The sequence below is a fragment of the Pseudomonas sp. GW821-FHT09E12 genome, assembly GCF_059416085.1.
Window position 1 is genome coordinate 168,911 of the sequence record NZ_JBWKOM010000003.1, and the last position, 19,984, is coordinate 188,894.

The following is a 19,984-nucleotide window of genomic DNA, read 5'->3' on the forward strand; positions in this document are numbered from 1 at the left end:
CCAGCCGATGTGTTTTTTAGAGAATCTTGAACGGGATGGTGGTGACCAGGCGGAACTCGTTGATGTTGCCGTCGGCCTGGTTTTCGCTGGCGCGGTGGGTAGTGTAGGTCGCCCGGATCGCGGTTGCCTTCAGCGGACCGCTCTGGACTGCATAAGACGCGCCAATACCGTATTCGTAGTGGGTTTCGCCATCCATCAGGCTCAGGTCACCGCGCTGGGCGCCTGGATCGGTGTAGGCGGTGCCGCGGTAATGGGTACCGTCGATGCCCCAGCCGCGTGCCGAGTAGATGTTGAACTTCAGGCCTGGCACGCCGTATTCGGCCATGTTCAGGCCGTAGGCGATCTGGAAGGACTTCTCGTTCGGGCCGTTGAAGTCCGAGAGCAGGGAGTTGGCCAGGTAGATACCGTTGGTTTCATGCAGGTAGTCGAAGTACTCGTTACCGTTCACTTGCTGGTAGGAGAAGGTCAGGCTGTGGGCCTGGTGAGTCAGGCCGAGCGACAGCGAGTAGGTGTCGTTGTCGATCTCGCCCATCAACTTCTTACCTTCGTCGACGGTCTTGTAGTAGTTCAGGCCGGTGGTCAGGCTCAGTACCTGGCTGTCACCCAGCTCGTGGGTGGCGCCGAAGTAGTACTGGTTCCAGAAGTCTTTGACGTTGGCGCCATACAGGCTGGTTTTCAGGCTCTTGAACGGCTGGTAGTTCACACCTGCGGTGTAGACCTTGTCGGTTTCCACGCCGGTGGCGGAGTACTCGGTGCGGAATTTCGACAGGCTCTGTTCGGTACGCGGAGAAACGCGATCGAAACCGGCCAGATCGAACGACAGGTTGTTGAACTCTTCGCTGTGCAGGCTCACACCTTCGAAACTCGAAGGCAGGGCACGGTTGCCGATGACGTCGACGATCGGCGTGCTGAAGTTCTGGCGACCGGCGGTCAGGGTGGTGTTGGAGACGCGGAACTTGACGTTGGCCAGGCCCAGTTTGCTCCACTGGCCGACAGCGTCGCCGTCGGAGTGGGTCAGGGTACGGTTGTTCTTGCCGGCGATGTCCTTGCGGTCACGATCCAACGCGATGGCGTTGTAGGCGGCCACCTCGGTGCTGACCCCGACAGTGCCTTCGGTGAAGCCCGAGCTGTAGTTGAGGATGGTGCCCTGGACCCAGTTGATCCGGCGTGGGGTCGAAGTCGGCTGGCCGTTGTGGTTGTAGGAGAAGCGGTCGTCACGACGCTTCAGCTCGTTGGCGTACCAGTTGCGGGTCGTGCCCGACAGGCTCTGGCCTTCGACGAAGCCCTTGGCCTCCGCCTGGGCGCTGGTGCCGTTCAGTTCGGTCGGAACGAATTCCTGGCTCACGCTTTCCGCATGGGCCATGGCCGTGATGCTGCTGATGGCCAGGGCCAGTAACGCGGTGTTGCTCGGTTTCATGGGTGAAGCTCCTTTGCTTTCTTTATTTTTATGCCGGTCTTTTTGGGTTGACCGGCTTTTGCTTTACAACTCATTCAAGGCATCGCAAACGTTTGCATGAGGCTTGATCGCCGAATTCAGGCAACAGATTTGCGTGGGGGCGAATATCGCCCCCAGCGGCCTGGCTAATCATTTATTGGTCGATGCTGACACCCGAGAACACGTTGCGGCCGAAGGGGCTGACCTTGAATCCTTCGACTTTGGCGCTCAACGGCTGGTTGACCGTCGAGTGGGCGACCGGGGTGATCGGTACCTGCTGCTTGAGCAACTGCTGGGCCTGTTGGTAGAGCACCGTGCGCTGTTCGCGATCGGTGACGATCTTGGCCTGCTTGATCAGCTTGTCGTACTGCGGGTCGCACCACATGGAGTAGTTGTTGCCGCCAATGGCGTCGCAGCTGTACAGGGTGCCGAGCCAGTTGTCCGGGTCACCGTTGTCGCCGGTCCAGCCGATCAGGCTGATGTCGTGCTCGCCATTCTTGGTGCGCTTGATGTACTCGCCCCACTCGTAGCTGACGATCTTCACTTTCAGGCCGATCTTGCCCCAGTCGGACTGGAGCATTTCGGCCATCAGCTTGGCGTTGGGGTTGTAGGGACGCTGCACGGGCATGGCCCAGAGGGTGATTTCCGTGCCTTCCTTGACCCCGGCGGCCTTGAGCAGCTCACGGGCCTTTTGCGGGTTGTAGGCGGCGTCCTTGATGCTGGTGTCGTAGGACCACTGGGTCGGCGGCATGGCGTTGACCGCCAGCTGGCCGGCGCCCTGGTACACGGCGTTGAGGATGCCTTGCTTGTTCACCGCCATGTCCAGCGCCTGGCGCACTTCGAGCTGGTCGAAGGGCTTGTGGCGAACGTTGTAGGCGATGTAGCCGAGGTTGAAGCCGGGCTTTTCGATCAGTTGCAGTTTCGGGTCGTTTTTCAGCGCTTCGACATCGGCCGGCCGCGGATGCAGGGTGATCTGGCATTCGCCGGCCTTGAGCTTCTGCACGCGCACCGAGGCATCGGTGTTGATGGCGAAAATCAGCTGGTCGAGCTTGACCCGGCTCGGGTCCCAGTACTGCTTGTTGGCGGTGTAGCGGATGTTCGAGTCTTTCTGGTAGCTCTTGAACACGAACGGCCCGGTGCCGATCGGCTTCTGGTTGATGTCGCTGGGTTTGCCGGCCTTGAGCAACTGGTCGGCATATTCGGCCGAGAGAATCGCGGCGAAGCTCATGGCGATGTTCTGGATGAACGCCGCATCGACCGAGTTCAGGGTCATCACCACGGTCAACGGCCCGGTCTTCTCGACCTTGGCGATGTTCTTGTTCAGGCTCATCCCGTTGAAGTAGGGAAACTCGGTGGGGTAGGCCTTGCGGAAGGGCTGCTCGGGATCGAGCATGCGGTTGAAGGTGAAGAGCACGTCGTCGGCGTTGAAATCACGCGTCGGCTTGAAGTACGGCGTGGTATGGAACTTCACCCCTTCGCGCAGATGGAAGGTGTACTGCAGGCCGTCCGCAGAAATATCCCAGCGGGTGGCCAGGCCCGGCACCACATTGGTCGCGCCTTTTTCGAACTCCGCCAGGCGGTTGTACAGCGGCTCTGCCGCGTCGTTGTCGGTGGCGGTGGTGTATTGCGCGGTGTCGAAGCCGGCCGGGCTGCCTTCGGAGCAGAACACCAGGCTGTTGCCGGCCGCCAGGCTGGCGGAGGTTGCGGTCAACAGACCGGTGCCCAGCAGGGCGGATAAAACCAGGGAATGACGCATGACGATCCCTCTCCCTTTTTATTGTTTTGATCGATGAGCAGTCGCCCCATCCGGAGGCGGTCATGTCATTGATCCCAAGTCTCGCTTGCAGCAAATGCCGGGCAATGGATGTACCACTCCATGCTTTGACGGTAGGGGTCGCCGCATGGGTAGTAAATGCCAAAGAGCCTGAAAGACATGTAAGGAACTTCCGAAATGCCCGTACTCACCACGATGGGGCGCAGCAAGAGGAAGAGCGTTCGAGTTCCGGCAGTCCTGGCAGGTAAGGCAACGGCGACGTCAGCTGACGTCGCCGTTGCAGACCCTTATTTGCTGATGCTGACGCCGTAGAACGAGTTCAGGCCAAAGGGGCTGATCTTGAAGTCCTGCACGTTGGCGCGCATGGGTTGGAACACCGTCGAGTGGGCGATAGGTGTCATCGGGACCTGGTCTTTGAGGAGGTGTTGCGCCTGCTTGTACAGCTCGGTGCGTTTGGCCACGTCCGGGGTGGCCTTGGCTTGCTTGATCAGTGCGTCGTACGGCTTGTCGCACCATTTGGAGAAGTTGTTGCCGTTCATGGCGTCGCAGCCGAACAGGGTGCCGAGCCAGTTGTCCGGGTCACCATTGTCGCCGCTCCAGCCGATGATCATCGCCTGGTTCTCGCCACCCTTGGAGCGCTTGATGTACTCGCCCCATTCGTAGCTGACGATGTTGACCTTCAGGCCGATCTTCGCCCAGTCGGACTGCAGCATTTCAGCCATCAGCTTGGCGTTCGGGTTGTACGGACGCTGCACCGGCATGGCCCACAGGGTGATCTGGGTGCCTTCCTTGATGCCGGCTTCCTTGAGCAGCGCCTTGGCTTTCTCGGGGTCGTACTTGGCATCCTTGATGGTGTCGTCATAGGACCACTGGGTCGGTGGCATGGCGTTGACCGCCAGCTGGCCCGCACCCTGGTAGACCGAGTCGATGATCTGCTGCTTGTTCACCGCCATGTCCAGCGCCTGGCGGACCTTGAGGTCGGCCAGCGGGTTGGCGTCGGTGCGGCCCTTGAGCACAGGCATCACGTTGTAGGCGATGTAGCCGAGGTTGAAGCCGGCTTGCTGCGGCAGTTTGAGGGTCTTGTCCTCGCCCAGGGCCTTGAGGTCGGCCGGGCGCGGGAACAGGGTGACCTGGCATTCGTTCTTTTTCAGCTTCTGGATGCGTACCGACGGGTCGGTGGTGATGGCGAAGATCAGGTTGTCGATCTTCACGTCTTCAGGCTTCCAGTAATCCTTGTTGCCGGTGTAACGGATGTTGGAGTCTTTCTGGTAGCTCTTGAACACGAACGGCCCGGTGCCGATCGGCTTCTGGTTTATGTCGCCCGGCTTGCCTTCCTTGAGCAACTGGTCGGCGTACTCGGCGGACTGGATGGAGGCGAAGCTCATCGCCAGGTTCTGGATGAACGCGGCGTCTACGGTTTTCAGGGTGAACTTGACGGTCTTGTCGTCGACTTTCTCGACCTTGGTGATGTTGGTGTCCATTCCCATGTCGGTGAAGTAAGGGAATTCGGTGGGGTACGCCTTGCGGAACGGCATGTCCTTGTCGAGCATGCGGTTGAACGTGAAGAGCACGTCGTCGGCGTTGAAATCACGAGTCGGCTTGAAATACGGCGTGGTGTGGAACTTCACCCCATCGCGCAGATGGAAGGTGTAGGTCAGGCCATCGTCGGAAATGTCCCAACTGGTCGCCAGGCCAGGAATGACGGCGGTGCCGCCACGCTCAAACTGGCTGAGGCGGTTGAACAGGGTCTCTGCTGAGGCGTCGAAGTCGGTTCCGGTGGTGTACTGGCCTGGGTCGAAGCCGGCCGGGCTCCCTTCGGAGCAGAACACCAGGTTAGTCGCCGCCTGGGCGAAGGGTGCGCTGGCGAGCAAGCCGGCGCTGACTAAAAGCGGAATGACTGCTTGTTTGAACATGGTTGCCTCATGATTTGTTGTCATTTTTGGTGTAGAGGGCGACCTTATGAGTCGACCCGCCGATACTTATGCAGGCCCCATACCCAATGCAAGATGCGGGGCCGTCACAAGTATCAAGGAGTGGAACGAACGTACAGGAATGACGCATTTGTATAAATATTGACGAATTTGGCCCTATGCGCTGGTTTTTTCTGGTGCATGGGTTGCCTTCTTGCGGGGCATCCGGAGCGAGTCGTGCCTCCGCTTGGTGCGTCGCTGGAGCAGGTGTCGACCGGCTTCTGGTTGAACCGCCTGGCCTTGCCTGCCTGGCGCAAGTGTTTGGCGCATTGGGTTGACCGGATGAAGTAGGACGGTTTGGTGAGGGAGGCCGTGGAGAACGGATGCCCGGGACCTTGCAAGCGATGGCGGGTGCACAGCACATCGTCGGCGGCGTTGACATTGTGGCTCGCAGTGAAGTTGTCACTGTGGAGGTTGCGGGTGGCGTGCGACAGTGGGGTGCCGAGGATCAGCCTCGCTGTCTGCCAAACCTGGAGCGGAAAGGTCTTACGCATGCAAACCTCATTTTTTCTTTTTCTAGGGCATATCTGAGGATTGGCCTTGTGGGCCGGGGCAACTCGCCTTCTATGGGGAGTGGATGCAGCCCCATGGACCCTGTGCGGCGACGGCGATCGCTTTGTTGTGGGGGTGATTGACGATTCGCCGATGCCGAAATTAAGTCATGCTGAAATCGTGGTCAACGAAAATTAAGCGTGACTAACATTTCTCTTGTGCGCGGGGTGTCTGTGAGGTTGCGCAGGCGGCCACGGGGCGGGTTCAGGCCGCTGAATGGTCGTCGAACAGGCCCATGGTCGTGACGGTCAATACTTCTGCCGGGCCGTTGCCGGTGTTAGCCAGGTAGTGAGGTTTGGTCGAGTCGAAGTGCACCGAGTCGCCGGCGCCGAGGGGATACTGCTGCCCCTCGATGGTGTAGACAATTTGCCCCGAAAGAACGTAGGAGAACTCGGCGCCATCATGGGAAATCAGTTCCGACTGGTAGCCCACGGGTATGTTCATCTTCACCGCGTTGATCAGGTTGCCGGGAAAGGAACTGGACAGCCGCTCGTAGGCCAGGGGCTGGCCTTCGATGGTGTAGCGCACCCGCTTGCCGTCGTGGGAGTCGGGTTGTGCCTGGGGCGGCTGGTCGAATAGGGCGTTCAGCGGAACGTTCAGAGACTTGGCAATGTTGACCAGGGAGGAGATCGAGACGCCGGTGAGATTGCGTTCCGCCTGGGAGAGGAAACTGGCGGTCAGGCCGGATTCGCTGGCGATCTGGCGCAGGGTTTTCTTGGCGGCGCGGCGATAGCGACGCAGGCGTTCGCCGATGCGGTCTGCGGTCATTGGAGAGACTCTTATAGGAAAGGCGCAGTATACCCGGTGGACGTCAATGACGTCTGATAGGCGCCATACCGGGGGCCGTAACTTTAGCATCACCGATGTGGCCGAGTTCAGCCCCTCTATTCCAAAAAAGGGCGAGTCCCTCAGGCTGGGTTGAAACAGTGGGTAGCAAAAAAAACGCGGTAACCTCATTGGTGCTGGAGGTCACCGCCGTTTTTTTGGGGACGGGCAGGGAAAACGTTACGGCATCAGGACTTCGATCGAGCCATCGGCGGTCATGCTGACCTGGCTGGTGCCGGCCTCGACTTCCGGAGTGACCGGCGCCGCATCCATGCCCGCGGCTTTCATCATCACCGGCCCGCGCAGATACGGTTGTGGATAACCGTTGCTGTTGAGGTTCAGGTTGACGATCTTGTAGCCCTTGCCGCCCAGCGCTTCGGTGGTCAGCTGCGCACGAGCCTTGAAGGCATCGACCGCTTCCTTGAGCAGCTTGTCTTCGCTGGCCTTGCGGGTCGGGTCGGCGATGGCGAAATCCATCCCGCCCATCTTCAGGTCGGTCAGCAGTTCGCCGGTGAGCTTGGACAGCGCGGCGAAGTCCGAGCTTTCCAGGCGCAGTTCGGCGCGTTCGCGCCAGCCGGTGATCTTCTGGCCCTTGGTGTCGTAGATCGGGTAGCTGTTGCGGCTGCCCTGGCGCAAGGTGATGTCCTTGACCTGGCGTGCCTGGCCCAGGGCCTTGTTCATGGTGGTGGTGATTTCCGCGGCGAGCTTGGCCGGGTCGGCGTTCTGCGATTCGCTGTAGAGGGTGACGATCATCAGGTCGCGGGCCACTTCCTGACTGACTTCGGCGCGCAGGGAGATCTGGTTGTAATGAAGCTCATCGGCGGCCAGGGCCGGCAGGCTGGCGAGGGTGCCGGCGCTGAGGGCGAGAAGGGCGGCGCTGCGACTGAATGTATGCATGAAAACTCCTTGAGTGCGGTCCGCAGGTATTGGGTCCCAGCCTGCGTGAAACCATCAGACTCTAGCTTTTATTGTCTGGTTCGGCCCGTTAACAACTTCTATACATCTATTACCCAACGCCAACTACGGAGGTTTTTGTAGCCGCTGGCGAAGCCTGCGCTCGACTGCGCAGCAGTCGTAATCTGTTCTCGAGCCGGACTCTGAGATGGGGATGGCGAGCGCTTTGCGCTCTATCGCGGGCAAGCCTCGTTCCTACAGGCAGGTGGTGTTTTTGCAGGCAAGGCTTGCCCGCGATTGGCCATTGCCCAAGACTGTGGCGGTTTGCCGCAGTTTTGCCTGTCCGGGCCGCTGCTTGGTTATACTCGTCGCGATCCGCCTGGAGCGCTCATCAGGAGAGCTCATGCTCGCCCCCGTACAACTGCTTTCCGCCACTCGCCAGAACCTCTGGCGTCTGACTTTCATCCGCATCCTGGTTCTGGCCGCTCAGGCCGGCTCGGTGGGGCTCGCCTACTGGTTCGACTTGTTGCCGCTGCCCTGGCTGCAACTGGCCGTCACCCTGGGCCTGTCGCTGATCCTCTGCGCCTTCACCGCCATTCGGCTGCGCACTTCGTGGCCGGTCACCGAGCTGGAATATGCCGTGCAACTGGCTTGTGATTTGTTTATCCACAGCGCCCTGCTGTATTTCTCTGGCGGTTCGACCAACCCCTTCGTCTCCTATTACCTGGTGCCGCTGACCATCGCCGCCGTGACCTTGCCATGGCGCTATTCGGTGGTCCTTTCCGGTATCGCGCTGACCATGTACACCTTGCTGCTGGCGCAGTTCTACCCGCTGCAGACTTTCCCCATCGCCCGGGAGAACCTGCAGATCTACGGGATGTGGCTGAGCTTCGCCCTGGCCGCGGCGGTGATCACCTTCTTCGCCGCGAGAATGGCCGAGGAACTGCGGCGGCAGGAGGAGCTGCGGGCGATCCGCCGCGAAGAGGGCCTGCGCGACCAGCAGTTGCTGGCTGTCGCGACCCAGGCCGCTGGTGCCGCCCACGAGTTGGGAACGCCCCTGGCGACCATGAGCGTGCTGCTCAAGGAAATGCGCCAGGACCACCTCGACCCAATGCTGCAAGATGACCTAGGCGTGCTCCAGGACCAGGTCAAACTGTGCAAGGAAACCCTGCAGCAACTGGTACGCGCCGCCGAGGCCAACCGCCGGCTGGCGGTGGAGATGCAGGATGTCACTGTCTGGCTCGACGAAGCGCTGAACCGCTGGCACCTGATGCGCCCCGAAGCCAGCTACCGCTTCCAATTGCTGGGCAAGGGCACGATGCCGCGGCTGGCGCCGCCGCCGGACCTGACCCAGGCGTTGCTCAACCTGCTGAACAATGCAGCAGACGCTTGTCCGGAAGGGCTGGAAGTCCAGCTGGATTGGGACGCCGAGAACCTGACCATCAGTATTCGTGACCACGGCGCCGGTGTGCCGCTGGCCATCGCCGAGCAGATCGGCAAACCGTTTTTTACCACCAAGGGCAAAGGTTTCGGCCTGGGCCTGTTTTTGAGCAAGGCCAGCGTGACACGCGCCGGCGGCTCAGTGAAACTCTACAGTCATGAGGAAGGCGGCACGCTCACCGAGCTGCGCCTGCCCCACGGCGCCCGAGGAGACCAACATGAGTGACGAAATCCAAGTCGAAGGCGAAGAACTGCCGCATCTGTTGCTGGTGGATGACGACGCCACCTTCACCCGGGTGATGGCGCGAGCCATGAGCCGTCGCGGCTTCCGCGTCAGCACCGCGGGTTCCGCCGAGGAAGGCCTGGCCCTCGCCCAGCAGGACTTGCCGGACTTCGCCGCGCTGGACCTGAAGATGGATGGCGACTCCGGCCTGGTGCTGCTGCCCAAGCTGCTTGAGCTCGATCCGGAAATGCGCGTGGTGATCCTCACTGGTTATTCGAGCATCGCCACCGCAGTCGAAGCGATCAAGCGCGGCGCCTGCAACTACCTGTGCAAACCGGCGGACGCCGACGACGTGCTGGCCGCGCTGCTCTCCGAGCACGCCGACCTCGACACCCTGGTGCCGGAAAACCCGATGTCGGTGGACCGCCTGCAATGGGAGCACATCCAGCGGGTGCTGACCGAACACGAAGGCAACATCTCCGCCACTGCCCGCGCCCTGGGCATGCACCGTCGAACGCTGCAACGCAAGTTGCAGAAGCGCCCGGTTCGTCGCTGAACCGCGACTGAACGAATGTCCTCAGGACAAGTGAAAAAACGAGCCGATCCTCTATGATCGGCTCGATGCTTGTCCCTATCCCAATCGAGCCTTGATGATGAATCAGAACGCTGAGTATTCCGCGGTCAACGATGCTGTGCGCGGGCAGTTTTTCCGTCGTGTCTGGGAAATGACTACGCCTTACTGGCGCAGTGAAGAGAAGGGCAAGGCCTGGTTGCTGCTGTTCGCGGTGGTGGCCCTGACCCTATTCAGCGTGGCGATCTCGGTGTGGATCAACAGCTGGTACAAGGATTTCTACAACGCCCTGCAAAAGAAGGACGAGGCGGCGTTCTGGCAGCTGATCCTGTATTTCTGCGGAATTGCCGCGGTGGCCATCCTGGCCGCGGTCTACCGGCTCTACCTGACCCAGATGCTGACCATCCGCTGGCGCGCCTGGCTCACGGAAAAACACTTCGCCCGCTGGCTGGGCCACAAGAATTACTACCAGCTGGAGCAGGGCGGCTACACCGATAACCCGGACCAGCGGATTTCCGAAGACCTCAACAGCTTCACCAGCAATACCCTGGGGCTCGCCCTGGGCCTGCTGCGTACCGTGGTCAGCCTGGTGTCGTTCTCGATCATCCTGTGGGGCGTGTCGGGCAGTATCGAAGTCTTCGGCTACACCATTCCCGGCTACATGTTCTGGTGCGCCCTGGTGTACGCCGCCGTCGGCAGCTGGCTGACCCACTTGATCGGTCGACGCCTGATTGGCTTGAACAACAACCAGCAACGTTTCGAGGCAGACCTGCGTTTTTCCATGGTGCGGGTGCGGGAGAACGCCGAGAGCATTGCCCTGTATGACGGCGAACCGAATGAGAACAAACGCCTCAGCGCTCGCTTCGGCATGGTCTGGCACAACTTCTGGGACATCATGAAAGTGTCCAAGCGCCTGACCTTCTTCACCTCGGGCTACGGCCAGATCGCGATCATTTTCCCCTTCATCGTCGCGGCCCCGCGTTACCTGACGGGCAAGATCGAACTGGGCGAGCTGATGCAGATCAACTCGGCATTCGGCAACGTCCAGGAGAACTTCAGCTGGTTCATCACCGCCTATTCCGAGCTTGCGGCATGGCGCGCCACCTGCGACCGGCTGCTGAGCTTCCGCCAGGCCATGAGCGAAAACGAAGAGCGCGCGCCAGCCATCGACGTGCAGAGCCAGGGTGAAACCCTGCAGGTGCATAACCTTGGCCTGGATCTGGCGGATGGCCGGCACCTGCTGGCCGGTGCCGAGATGACCGTGACCCCCGGTGAGCGCCTGATGCTCAGCGGCCGTTCCGGCAGTGGCAAAAGTACCCTGCTGCGGGCGATGGGGCGGCTCTGGCCGGCCGGTCACGGCAGCATTCGCATGCCCGCCGAGCGTTATCTGTTCCTGCCGCAAAAGCCTTACCTGCCGATCGGCAGCCTGCGCGAAGCCTTGAGTTATCCACAGTCGGGCGACACCTACCCGCAGGAGCGTTACGTGCAGGTGCTGGAAACCTGCCGACTGCCGCACCTGGTGTCTCGCCTGGACGAGAGCAATCACTGGCAGCGCATGCTGTCCCCGGGCGAGCAACAGCGTCTGGCCTTTGCCCGTGCGTTGCTCTACGCACCGCAATGGCTGTACATGGATGAGGCCACCTCGGCCATGGACGAAGAAGACGAGGCGACCCTGTACCAGGCGCTGATCGACCAGCTGCCGGGGCTGAGTATTGTCAGCGTCGGGCATCGCAGCAGCCTCAAGCGTTTCCACCCGCGGCACATCCGCATCGAGCGCGGGCATCTGGTCGACCAGGCAGTGACGGTGTAGTCAACAGTGATCGTACAACCCGGCTGAGCTATGATGCGTCATCAGTTTTCGGAGAAAGAACTTCACCATGGACAACCAGAACACGGCGCCCCGCCTTCCACGCAAGCGCCGTAGCCTCGCCCAGGAACTGGTGACCGTACTGTCGGAGCAGATTCGCGACGGTCAGCTCAAGCGCGGTGACAAGTTGCCCACCGAGTCGGCGATCATGGAGGCCCATGGCGTCAGCCGGACCGTGGTGCGCGAAGCCATTTCCCGGTTGCAGGCCGCCGGCCAGGTGGAAACCCGCCACGGTATCGGCACCTTTGTGCTCGACACGCCGAGCCCGAGCGGCTTCAGGATCGATCCGGCGACCGTGGTGACCTTGCGCGATGTGCTGGCGATCCTGGAACTGCGCATCAGCCTGGAAGTGGAGTCGGCCGGGCTGGCCGCGCAGCGGCGCAGCAGCGAGCAACTGGCGGCGATGCGGGCGGCGCTGGATGCCCTCAATGAAAGCGCGGCCCACGACAGCGATGCGGTGGCCTCGGATTTCCAGTTCCACCTGCAGATTGCCCTGGCCACGGGCAACCGCTATTTCACCGACATCATGACCCACCTGGGAACCAGCATCATTCCGCGCACCCGCCTGAATTCGGCACGCCTGGCTCACGACGATCAGCAGCACTACATGAGCCGCCTGAGCCGCGAGCATGAAGAAATCTATGAAGCCATTGCCCGCCAGGATTCGGACGCGGCCCGGGCGGCCATGCGTCTGCACCTGACCAACAGCCGCGAACGGCTGCGCCATGCCCATGAAGAAGCAGAGGCGCAGCGCGGATAAGCGCAACAGGCGCCAGACCGGGGAGGTTGGGCGCCTGTGTCAGGTTATCGTGCCGTTATCGCGGGCAAGTCGGATCGCCGCCCGCTCGCTCCTACAGAAACACTGCTTGGCTTCGGTAGGAGCGAAGCTTGCTCGCGATGCTTTTAGCGGCCTTTGAGAATCGAGCGATCCACCCTCACGGCCAGTTGCCCGGCTGCGGGTTTGGCATCGAAGGTCACGCGCCCTTGCTGGTCGACGGTTGCCCGCGCGACGGGAGCGCCGTTGACCAGCAGTTCCAGGGGCGCGCCCTGCAGGGATTGGCCCGAGGCCAGTTCTAGAGTCAGATTGATAGCCATGTCGATGTCCTTATCAGGCATTGCGGTCGATGTAAGTGGTAGCGGTCTTGTCGATCGAGGCGATCAGCTCCGGCGAGCCACCGCGGAACTGGCGGAAAATGTTGCGTCCGCTGGAACCGCCGCCGGTATCCACCGGCACATTCAGGGTCGGCTGGAAGCGCTCGCTCAGTTCGGCGTAGGCGGACCATGGGCCGATGTACGACTCGTTCAAACCGTTGGTGTAGCTGAAGGCATAACGCACGGCATTGCCGGGCAGCCAGTTGGGTTCGCTGGGTGTCTGGGTCTGCCAGCCATCGGCCTGGATGCTCGGAGCAAGCGTCGGCGCTTCCAGGTAGCCCGCCGGCTTGTTGGGCTTGTAGTCCTTGAGCAGCAGGTAGGTGCTCCAGCCCCACCAGTTGTCGATGGTCTTGGTGTCGTTGAGGTTGTTCACGTCGCTGCGTCGCAGCACCTTGTCGCCCTGCATCACGAACAGCGGTGAAAAGTTGCCGCTCTTCGCCGCGTTCAGGTCCGGCAACAGTTTCAGCGCCGTGAAGTTGCCGGGCGTTGGGGCCGCGCCGCTGAGGTAGCTTTCGAAAATCTCGTCCGCCGAGCGCTGGACTGCCAACTTGACCTGCTTGCGGTTGTTGCTGTCGAGGGTGTCGAAGTAACGCTTGTCGCCATAGGCATGCCAGCGGTCGCCCTGGGCGTTGCTGACGTTGAGGCCGAACTTGCTGTCCTCGTCGTGCATGAAGCGGGTGATCAGCGAACCCAGGTCGCTCGGCGTGACCACCGCCGCCAGTTGCTTGCGCGGTACCCGTACATGGCCGGCGGAGAACAGGTCGGTGAGGAAGTGATCGGCGAAGGCGTTCATGGCGTAGGCCAGTTCCAGCTGCTTCTCGTCGGCGTTCTTGTGCGCCAGTACCGCCTGCTGCAGGGCCGCGGTGTGCCCGGCGATATAGGCCAGCAGCGCCCACTCGCCGAAATGGTCGGCATTGTTGGCCGCCAGCTTCAGGTAGCGACCCAGGGGGAACAGCGCCGAGGCGAAGCTGCCGCCGCCGGTGATCTTGTTCCACTCTTCGGACAACGTATCTCCCAGGGCGTCATAGGCCTCGTGAGGTTGCCTGCCGTCCTTGAGCGCTTGGTTGGCGGCGGCGATTTCCTTCTGCATTACCGCGAGAATCTGTTTCGCCTCGTCCTTGGCCGCTGGCAACACGGCGAGGGAGTTGAACGCGGCGGTAAAACGCTGCAAACGATCCACCGGCGTCGCGCCTTCGCAGATCGGCTGGTCGGGGATGCCATAGAAATCGCCACCCAGCGCCACCACCTGGCCGTAGGTCAGGGCCAGGCCATTGGGCAGGTGCAATTCCACCTGCCAGGCTGGAACGCCGGGGGCGTCCTTGACGAAACGCAGCAGGGTGGCATCGCCGATGGCGGTGTGCTCGCCACCCTCGAAACGTAGCTGGGGCAGGGCCTTGAGGTTTTTGCCCGGTGCCGCGGGGAGGAGCCCGGGCTGGTGATACTTGATGGTGTGATGACCGTCGGCGATCAGCACCAGGTGGTCGCCATCACCGGAAATGGCAATGCCGCGTTCGCTGAAAAGGCTGTCCAGATCGGCGACGACCTGGCTTTTGTGCTGCAGCTGTTCCCGCTGCTGAGTGTGTAGACCTGACATTTCTAGCTCCTTGATATGTCGTAGGTATTTCAATAAATTAACTGTATGTGTATACAGTTGTTTGCGAGCATAAAGCAAAAACCTGACTCGTCAAGCAGGTATTTTTTGCCGCGTATTTTGGCGATGGCTGACGAATTGCTGTTGACGATTGTTTTTTAAGTTGTACGATGACTTACAACTTCAGCCAAGGCTGATGTGTTTTTCATCACAATGTGCGTCCCAGGGTGTTCGAATAATGAATCCACAAGAACTGAAGTCCATCCTCTCCTCCGGCCTGCTGTCTTTCCCGGTGACCGATTTCAACGCCCAGGGCGATTTCCATCGCGCGGGCTATATCAAGCGCCTGGAATGGCTGGCCCCATACGGCGCCTCGGCGCTGTTCGCGGCAGGCGGCACCGGTGAGTTTTTCTCCCTGGCGGCCAGCGAATATTCGGAAATCATCAAGACTGCGGTCGACACCTGCGCCAGCAGCGTGCCGATCCTGGCCGGCGTCGGCGGCTCGACCCGCCAAGCCATCGAATACGCCCAGGAGGCCGAGCGCCTGGGTGCCAAGGGCTTGTTGCTGCTGCCGCACTACCTGACCGAAGCCAGTCAGGATGGGGTCGCGGCTCATGTGGAAGCGGTGTGCAAATCGGTGAAGATCGGTGTGGTGGTCTACAACCGCAACGTCTGCCGCCTGACCGCGCCACTGCTGGAGCGCCTGGCCGAGCGCTGCCCGAACCTGATCGGCTACAAGGACGGCCTGGGCGATATCGAGCTGATGGTGTCGATCCGTCGCCGCCTCGGCGATCGCTTCAGCTACCTGGGCGGCCTGCCGACCGCCGAAGTCTACGCCGCGGCCTACAAGGCCCTGGGCGTGCCGGTGTACTCCTCGGCGGTGTTCAACTTCATCCCGAAAACCGCGATGGATTTCTACCACGCCATTGCCCGGGAAGATCACGCCACGGTCGGCAAGATCATCGACGACTTCTTCCTGCCTTACCTGGATATCCGCAACCGCAAGGCCGGTTATGCCGTGAGCATCGTCAAGGCCGGAGCCCGCATCGTCGGCCATGACGCAGGCCCGGTGCGGGCGCCGTTGACCGACCTGTTGCCGGAAGAATATGCAGCGCTGGCGGCGTTGATCGACGCCCAGGGCGCGCAGTAATCCATCCCCGGGGCCGCTGAGCAATCAGCGGCCTTTTGCGTAAGGCTTTTGTGTAAGGAGAGGGCGCGTGGCAGAGGTAAAACGCTTCGATAACTACATCGGTGGCCAATGGCTTGCCGGTGCCGACTACTCGACCAATATCAACCCGTCCGAGTTGTCCGATGTCATTGGCGAATACGCCAAGGCCGACCTGGCTCAGGTGCATGCCGCGATCGATGTGGCGCGCGATGCATTCCCGACCTGGTCGACTTCCGGTATCCAGGCGCGCAGCGATGCCCTGGACAAGGTCGGCAGCGAGATCCTCGCCCGTCGCGAAGAGCTCGGCACCCTGTTGGCCCGGGAGGAGGGCAAGACCCTGCCCGAGGCCATCGGCGAGGTGACCCGCGCCGGCAACATCTTCAAGTTCTTTGCCGGCGAATGCCTGCGCCTGTCGGGGGATTACCTGCCGTCGGTGCGTCCGGGGGTCAACGTCGAAGTGACCCGCGAAGCCCTGGGCGTGGTCGGCCTGATCACCCCGTGGAACTTTCCGATCGCCATCCCTGCGTGGAAGATCGCCCCGGCCCTGGCCTACGGCAACTGCGTGGTGCTCAAGCCCGCCGAGCTGGTGCCGGGCTGTGCCTGGGCCCTGGCGGAAATCATCTCCCGCGCCGGCTTCCCGGCCGGGGTGTTCAACCTGGTGATGGGCAGCGGCCGGCTGGTCGGCGATGCCCTGGTCAACAGCCCGAAAGTCGACGGCATCAGCTTCACCGGTTCCGTAGGCGTGGGCCGGCAGATCGCCGTCAACTGCGTCTCGCGCCAAGCCAAGGTGCAACTGGAGATGGGCGGCAAGAACCCGCAGATCATCCTCGACGATGCCGACCTCAAGCAGGCGGTGGAGCTGGCGGTACAGAGTGCCTTCTATTCCACCGGGCAGCGTTGCACCGCTTCCAGCCGGCTGATCGTCACCGCTGGCATCCACGACCGGTTCGTCGCGGCGATGGCCGAGCGCATGGGTTCGATCAAGGTCGGCCATGCGCTGCGGGCCGGCACCGATATCGGTCCGGTGGTGTCCCAGGCGCAGCTCGAACAGGACTTGAAGTACATCGATATCGGCCAGTCCGAAGGGGCGCGGCTGGTCAGCGGTGGTGGCCTGGTGACCTGCGATACCGAAGGTTATTTCCTCGCGCCGACCCTGTTTGCCGACAGCCAGGCCTCGATGCGCATCAGTCGCGAAGAGATCTTCGGCCCAGTGGCCAACGTGGTACGGGTGGCTGATTACGAGGCGGCGCTGGCCATGGCCAACGACACCGAGTTCGGCCTGTCGGCGGGCATCGCCACCACGTCGCTGAAATACGCCAACCACTTCAAGCGCCATTCCCAGGCCGGGATGGTCATGGTCAACCTGCCGACGGCCGGCGTCGATTACCACGTACCTTTTGGTGGTCGCAAAGGTTCATCCTATGGTTCCCGCGAGCAAGGTCGCTACGCGCAGGAGTTCTACACCGTGGTGAAGACTTCCTACATCGGATCCTAAGCCCCGCCGTACCCCCGCCGGCCGTTGCCTGAGGCCCGGCGGGGTCGATGAAACGCATGTTTACCCGCATAAAAATAACTAGTGGGAGTACATCCATATGCAAGCGACCAAGCCGACTCGCGTCCGCTACCTGATCCTGTTCATGCTGTTTTTGGTGACCACGATCAACTATGCCGACCGCGCCACCATCGCCATCGCGGGTTCCAGCCTGCAAAAAGACCTCGGCATCGACGCCGTCACCCTCGGTTATATCTTCTCCGCATTCGGTTGGGCTTATGTAGCGGGGCAGATCCCCGGCGGCTGGCTGCTCGACCGCTTCGGCTCGAAAAAAATCTATGCCCTGAGCATCTTCACCTGGTCGCTGTTCACCGTGCTGCAGGGTTATGTCGGTGAGTTCGGTGTCTCCACCGCGGTGGTGGCGCTGTTCATGCTGCGCTTCCTGGTGGGACTGGCCGAGGCGCCGTCCTTCCCCGGCAACGCGCGGATTGTCGCGGCCTGGTTCCCCACCGCCGAGCGCGGTACGGCTTCGGCGATCTTCAACTCGGCGCAGTACTTCGCCACGGTGCTGTTCGCCCCGCTGATGGGCTGGATCGTCTATCACTTCGGCTGGCAGCACGTGTTCATCGTGATGGGGGTGATCGGCATCGTCTTCTCGCTGGTCTGGCTCAAGGTGATCTACAGCCCGCGCCAGCACCCGCTGATCAACGAGGCCGAGTTCAAGCACATCGCCGACAACGGCGGCATGGTCGACATGGACCAGGACGGCAAAGGCAAGCGCAGCGACGGCCCGAAATGGGACTACCTGCGCCAGTTGCTGACCAACCGCATGATGCTCGGCGTGTACCTGGGCCAGTACTGCATCAACGGCATCACTTACTTCTTCCTGACCTGGTTCCCGGTGTACCTGGTGCAGGAGCGTGGCATGACCATTCTCAAGGCCGGCTTCATCGCTTCCTTGCCGGCCATCTGCGGCTTTATCGGTGGGGTGCTCGGCGGGGTGATTTCCGACTACCTGCTGCGCAAGGGGCATTCCCTGACCTGCGCCCGCAAGGCGCCGATCATCGCCGGCCTGCTGGTCTCCAGCAGTATCGTGGCCTGCAACTATGTGGACATTGAATGGATGGTGGTGGGCTTCATGGCCCTGGCGTTCTTCGGCAAAGGCGTGGGCGCGCTCGGCTGGGCGGTGGTGTCCGACACTTCGCCGAAGCAGATCGCCGGCTTGAGCGGCGGCCTGTTCAACACCTTCGGCAACCTGGCGTCGATCACCACGCCGATCGTCATCGGCTACATCATCAGTTCCACCGGCTCGTTCAAATGGGCATTGGTGTTCGTCGGCTGCAACGCGCTGCTGGCAGTGTTCAGCTACCTGGTGATCGTCGGCCCGATCAAGCGCGTGGTGCTCAAGGAACCACCAAGCAACGGCCCCGAGCTGACCCAACTTTCCCAAGCGCATTCCTGAAGGGGCGGCGTCATGCAGTTGATTGAACATTCCGATTCGCCGCGCTACATCCGCCTGCACGAGCGGGACAACGTGGTGGTTGTGGTCAATGACCAGGGCGTACCGGCAGGCACGGCGTTCGCCGACGGCCTGGTGACCCTGGACTTCGTCCCCCAGAGCCACAAGGTGGCGCTGGAAGATATCGCCGAAGGCGACCCGGTGATCCGCTACGGCCAGACCATCGGTTATGCCTTGCAGCCGATCCTGCGCGGCAGTTGGGTCAGGGAAGAGCAGTTGCGCATGCCCAGCGCGCCGCCGCTGGACAGCTTGCCGCTGGCTACCGAAGTGCCGGCGGCCCAGGCGCCCCTGGACGGCTTTACCTTCGAGGGTTATCGCAATGCCGACGGCACGGTCGGCACGCGCAACATTCTGGGGATCACCACCACCGTGCAATGCGTGACCGGGGTGCTCGATCATGCGGTCAAGCGCATCAAGGACGAACTGCTGCCCAGGTATCCCCATGTCGACGATGTGGTGGCGCTGACCCACAGCTATGGCTGCGGCGTGGCGATCACCGCCACCGATGCCTATATCCCGATCCGCACCGTGCGCAACCTGGCGCGCAACCCGAACCTGGGGGGCGAAGCCCTGGTAATCAGCCTGGGCTGCGAGAAGTTGCAGGCCGGGCAGGTGATGCACGAAGGCGACAGCTCGGTGGACCTCAGCGAGCCCTGGCTGTACCGCCTGCAGGACGCCAGCCAGGGTTTTACCGAGATGATCGAGCAGATCATGGAGTTGGCCGAAGTGCGTTTGCAGAAGCTCGATCAGCGGCGCCGGGAAACCGTGCCGGCTTCGGAGCTGGTCCTTGGTATGCAATGTGGTGGCAGTGATGCCTTTTCCGGGATCACCGCCAACCCGGCCCTGGGCTATGCCTCGGACCTGTTGCTGCGGGCCGGCGCGACGGTGATGTTTTCCGAAGTCACCGAGGTACGCGATGCCATCTACCTGCTGACTTCCCGCGCCGAATCCACAGAAGTGGCCCGGGAGCTGGTGCGCGAGATGGACTGGTACGACCGGTACCTGGCCAAGGGCGAGGCCGACCGCAGCGCCAATACCACGCCGGGCAACAAGAAGGGCGGGTTGTCGAACATCGTCGAGAAGTCCCTGGGGTCCATCGTCAAGTCCGGCAGCAGCGCGATCAATGGCGTGCTGGGGCCGGGCGAGCGCTTTACCCGCAAGGGCCTGATCTTCTGCGCGACGCCGGCCAGCGACTTTGTCTGCGGCACCTTGCAGCTGGCGGCGGGGATGAACCTGCATGTGTTCACCACCGGGCGTGGCACACCTTACGGGCTGGCGATGGCGCCGGTGGTCAAGGTCTCGACCCGTTCCGAACTGGCCCAGCGCTGGCCGGACCTGATCGACATCGATGCCGGGCGCATCGCCACCGGGCGGGCGAGTATCGAAGAGCTGGGCTGGGAGCTGTTCCACTTCTACCTGGACGTGGCCAGTGGCAAGCAGCAGACCTGGGCCGAACGGCACAAGCTGCATAACGACATCACCTTGTTCAATCCGGCGCCGATTACCTGACA

16 protein-coding genes are annotated in these 19,984 nt (G+C 61.8%); 8 read left to right on the forward strand and 8 right to left on the reverse strand.

The window, feature by feature from the left end:
- Nucleotides 1–16: 16 nt before the first annotated feature.
- The 6 genes from AC07PQ_RS09260 to AC07PQ_RS09285 all read right to left on the reverse strand — a co-directional run bounded on the left by AC07PQ_RS09260 (nt 17) and on the right by AC07PQ_RS09285 (nt 7,453).
- Nucleotides 17–1,417, reverse strand: a complete 1,401-nt coding sequence (locus AC07PQ_RS09260) for an OprD family porin (protein WP_053259633.1) — start codon at nt 1,415–1,417, stop codon at nt 17–19.
- 172 nt (nt 1,418–1,589) lie between these two features.
- Nucleotides 1,590–3,191 carry an ABC transporter substrate-binding protein gene (locus tag AC07PQ_RS09265; protein WP_493185386.1) on the reverse strand — a complete coding sequence of 534 codons (1,602 nt, stop codon included), beginning with the start codon at nt 3,189–3,191 and terminating at the stop codon, nt 1,590–1,592.
- Between the two features lie 305 nt (nt 3,192–3,496).
- Nucleotides 3,497–5,122 carry an ABC transporter substrate-binding protein gene (locus tag AC07PQ_RS09270; RefSeq protein WP_007927035.1) on the reverse strand — a complete coding sequence of 542 codons (1,626 nt, stop codon included), beginning with the start codon at nt 5,120–5,122 and terminating at the stop codon, nt 3,497–3,499.
- A gap of 113 nt (nt 5,123–5,235) precedes the next feature.
- Nucleotides 5,236–5,673: a hypothetical protein gene (locus AC07PQ_RS09275; protein ID WP_007927036.1), complete on the reverse strand. Its 438-nt coding sequence runs from the start codon at nt 5,671–5,673 to the stop codon at nt 5,236–5,238.
- A gap of 262 nt (nt 5,674–5,935) precedes the next feature.
- On the reverse strand, nt 5,936–6,499 hold the full coding sequence (locus AC07PQ_RS09280) for a cupin domain-containing protein (RefSeq protein ID WP_493185387.1): 564 nt from the start codon (nt 6,497–6,499) through the stop codon (nt 5,936–5,938).
- Nucleotides 6,500–6,736: 237 nt separating this feature from the next.
- Nucleotides 6,737–7,453: an SIMPL domain-containing protein gene (locus tag AC07PQ_RS09285; RefSeq protein WP_007927039.1), complete on the reverse strand. Its 717-nt coding sequence runs from the start codon at nt 7,451–7,453 to the stop codon at nt 6,737–6,739.
- Between the two features lie 400 nt (nt 7,454–7,853).
- Here AC07PQ_RS09285 and AC07PQ_RS09290 point away from each other — a divergent pair, with 400 nt between their 5' ends.
- From AC07PQ_RS09290 to AC07PQ_RS09305, 4 genes are all read left to right on the forward strand, one after another.
- Nucleotides 7,854–9,116 (forward strand): ATP-binding protein, encoded by a 1,263-nt coding sequence (locus AC07PQ_RS09290; RefSeq protein ID WP_007927040.1) that lies wholly within the window; start codon nt 7,854–7,856, stop codon nt 9,114–9,116.
- Nucleotides 9,109–9,669, forward strand: coding sequence for a response regulator transcription factor (locus AC07PQ_RS09295; protein ID WP_009046975.1), 561 nt, complete (start codon nt 9,109–9,111; stop codon nt 9,667–9,669). Before AC07PQ_RS09290 ends, AC07PQ_RS09295 begins: the two co-directional genes overlap by 8 nt.
- A gap of 97 nt (nt 9,670–9,766) precedes the next feature.
- Nucleotides 9,767–11,494 carry an ABC transporter ATP-binding protein/permease gene (locus AC07PQ_RS09300; RefSeq protein WP_102678692.1) on the forward strand — a complete coding sequence of 576 codons (1,728 nt, stop codon included), beginning with the start codon at nt 9,767–9,769 and terminating at the stop codon, nt 11,492–11,494.
- Between the two features lie 67 nt (nt 11,495–11,561).
- On the forward strand, nt 11,562–12,311 hold the full coding sequence (locus AC07PQ_RS09305) for a FadR/GntR family transcriptional regulator (RefSeq protein WP_007927044.1): 750 nt from the start codon (nt 11,562–11,564) through the stop codon (nt 12,309–12,311).
- A gap of 143 nt (nt 12,312–12,454) precedes the next feature.
- Here the strand turns inward: AC07PQ_RS09305 and AC07PQ_RS09310 are convergent, their stop codons facing one another.
- Both AC07PQ_RS09310 and AC07PQ_RS09315 read right to left on the reverse strand, forming a co-directional pair.
- Complete coding sequence (locus tag AC07PQ_RS09310; RefSeq protein ID WP_007929939.1) at nt 12,455–12,646, reverse strand: hypothetical protein; 192 nt, start codon at nt 12,644–12,646, stop codon at nt 12,455–12,457.
- 13 nt (nt 12,647–12,659) lie between these two features.
- A complete protein-coding gene (locus tag AC07PQ_RS09315) occupies nt 12,660–14,297 on the reverse strand; it encodes a phospholipase (protein ID WP_493185388.1) in 1,638 nt (545 codons plus the stop codon).
- 235 nt (nt 14,298–14,532) lie between these two features.
- Between AC07PQ_RS09315 and kdgD the strand changes: the two genes are divergently transcribed.
- The 4 genes from kdgD to garD all read left to right on the forward strand — a co-directional run bounded on the left by kdgD (nt 14,533) and on the right by garD (nt 19,982).
- Entirely contained in the window at nt 14,533–15,444 is a 912-nt protein-coding gene (gene kdgD, locus AC07PQ_RS09320) for a 5-dehydro-4-deoxyglucarate dehydratase (protein ID WP_009042171.1), read from the forward strand.
- 67 nt (nt 15,445–15,511) lie between these two features.
- Nucleotides 15,512–16,957 (forward strand): aldehyde dehydrogenase family protein, encoded by a 1,446-nt coding sequence (locus AC07PQ_RS09325; protein WP_493185389.1) that lies wholly within the window; start codon nt 15,512–15,514, stop codon nt 16,955–16,957.
- Nucleotides 16,958–17,054: 97 nt separating this feature from the next.
- Nucleotides 17,055–18,416, forward strand: a complete 1,362-nt coding sequence (locus tag AC07PQ_RS09330) for an MFS transporter (protein ID WP_493185390.1) — start codon at nt 17,055–17,057, stop codon at nt 18,414–18,416.
- Between the two features lie 12 nt (nt 18,417–18,428).
- Nucleotides 18,429–19,982, forward strand: coding sequence for a galactarate dehydratase (garD, locus tag AC07PQ_RS09335; RefSeq protein ID WP_493185391.1), 1,554 nt, complete (start codon nt 18,429–18,431; stop codon nt 19,980–19,982).
- Nucleotides 19,983–19,984 lie beyond the last annotated feature (2 nt).

Excerpts from the sequence above, each read along its gene's own strand:
- AC07PQ_RS09260 (WP_053259633.1), bottom strand. The coding sequence starts at position 1,417 with ATGAAACCGAGCAACACCGCGTTACTGGCCCTGGCCATCAGCAGCATC.
- AC07PQ_RS09265 (WP_493185386.1), bottom strand. The coding sequence starts at position 3,191 with ATGCGTCATTCCCTGGTTTTATCCGCCCTGCTGGGCACCGGTCTGTTG.
- AC07PQ_RS09270 (WP_007927035.1), bottom strand. The coding sequence starts at position 5,122 with ATGTTCAAACAAGCAGTCATTCCGCTTTTAGTCAGCGCCGGCTTGCTC.
- AC07PQ_RS09275 (WP_007927036.1), bottom strand. The coding sequence starts at position 5,673 with ATGCGTAAGACCTTTCCGCTCCAGGTTTGGCAGACAGCGAGGCTGATC.
- AC07PQ_RS09280 (WP_493185387.1), bottom strand. The coding sequence starts at position 6,499 with ATGACCGCAGACCGCATCGGCGAACGCCTGCGTCGCTATCGCCGCGCC.
- AC07PQ_RS09285 (WP_007927039.1), bottom strand. The coding sequence starts at position 7,453 with ATGCATACATTCAGTCGCAGCGCCGCCCTTCTCGCCCTCAGCGCCGGC.
- AC07PQ_RS09290 (WP_007927040.1), top strand. The coding sequence starts at position 7,854 with ATGCTCGCCCCCGTACAACTGCTTTCCGCCACTCGCCAGAACCTCTGG.
- AC07PQ_RS09295 (WP_009046975.1), top strand. The coding sequence starts at position 9,109 with ATGAGTGACGAAATCCAAGTCGAAGGCGAAGAACTGCCGCATCTGTTG.
- AC07PQ_RS09300 (WP_102678692.1), top strand. The coding sequence starts at position 9,767 with ATGAATCAGAACGCTGAGTATTCCGCGGTCAACGATGCTGTGCGCGGG.
- AC07PQ_RS09305 (WP_007927044.1), top strand. The coding sequence starts at position 11,562 with ATGGACAACCAGAACACGGCGCCCCGCCTTCCACGCAAGCGCCGTAGC.
- AC07PQ_RS09310 (WP_007929939.1), bottom strand. The coding sequence starts at position 12,646 with ATGGCTATCAATCTGACTCTAGAACTGGCCTCGGGCCAATCCCTGCAG.
- AC07PQ_RS09315 (WP_493185388.1), bottom strand. The coding sequence starts at position 14,297 with ATGTCAGGTCTACACACTCAGCAGCGGGAACAGCTGCAGCACAAAAGC.
- kdgD (WP_009042171.1), top strand. The coding sequence starts at position 14,533 with ATGAATCCACAAGAACTGAAGTCCATCCTCTCCTCCGGCCTGCTGTCT.
- AC07PQ_RS09330 (WP_493185390.1), top strand. The coding sequence starts at position 17,055 with ATGCAAGCGACCAAGCCGACTCGCGTCCGCTACCTGATCCTGTTCATG.
- garD (WP_493185391.1), top strand. The coding sequence starts at position 18,429 with ATGCAGTTGATTGAACATTCCGATTCGCCGCGCTACATCCGCCTGCAC.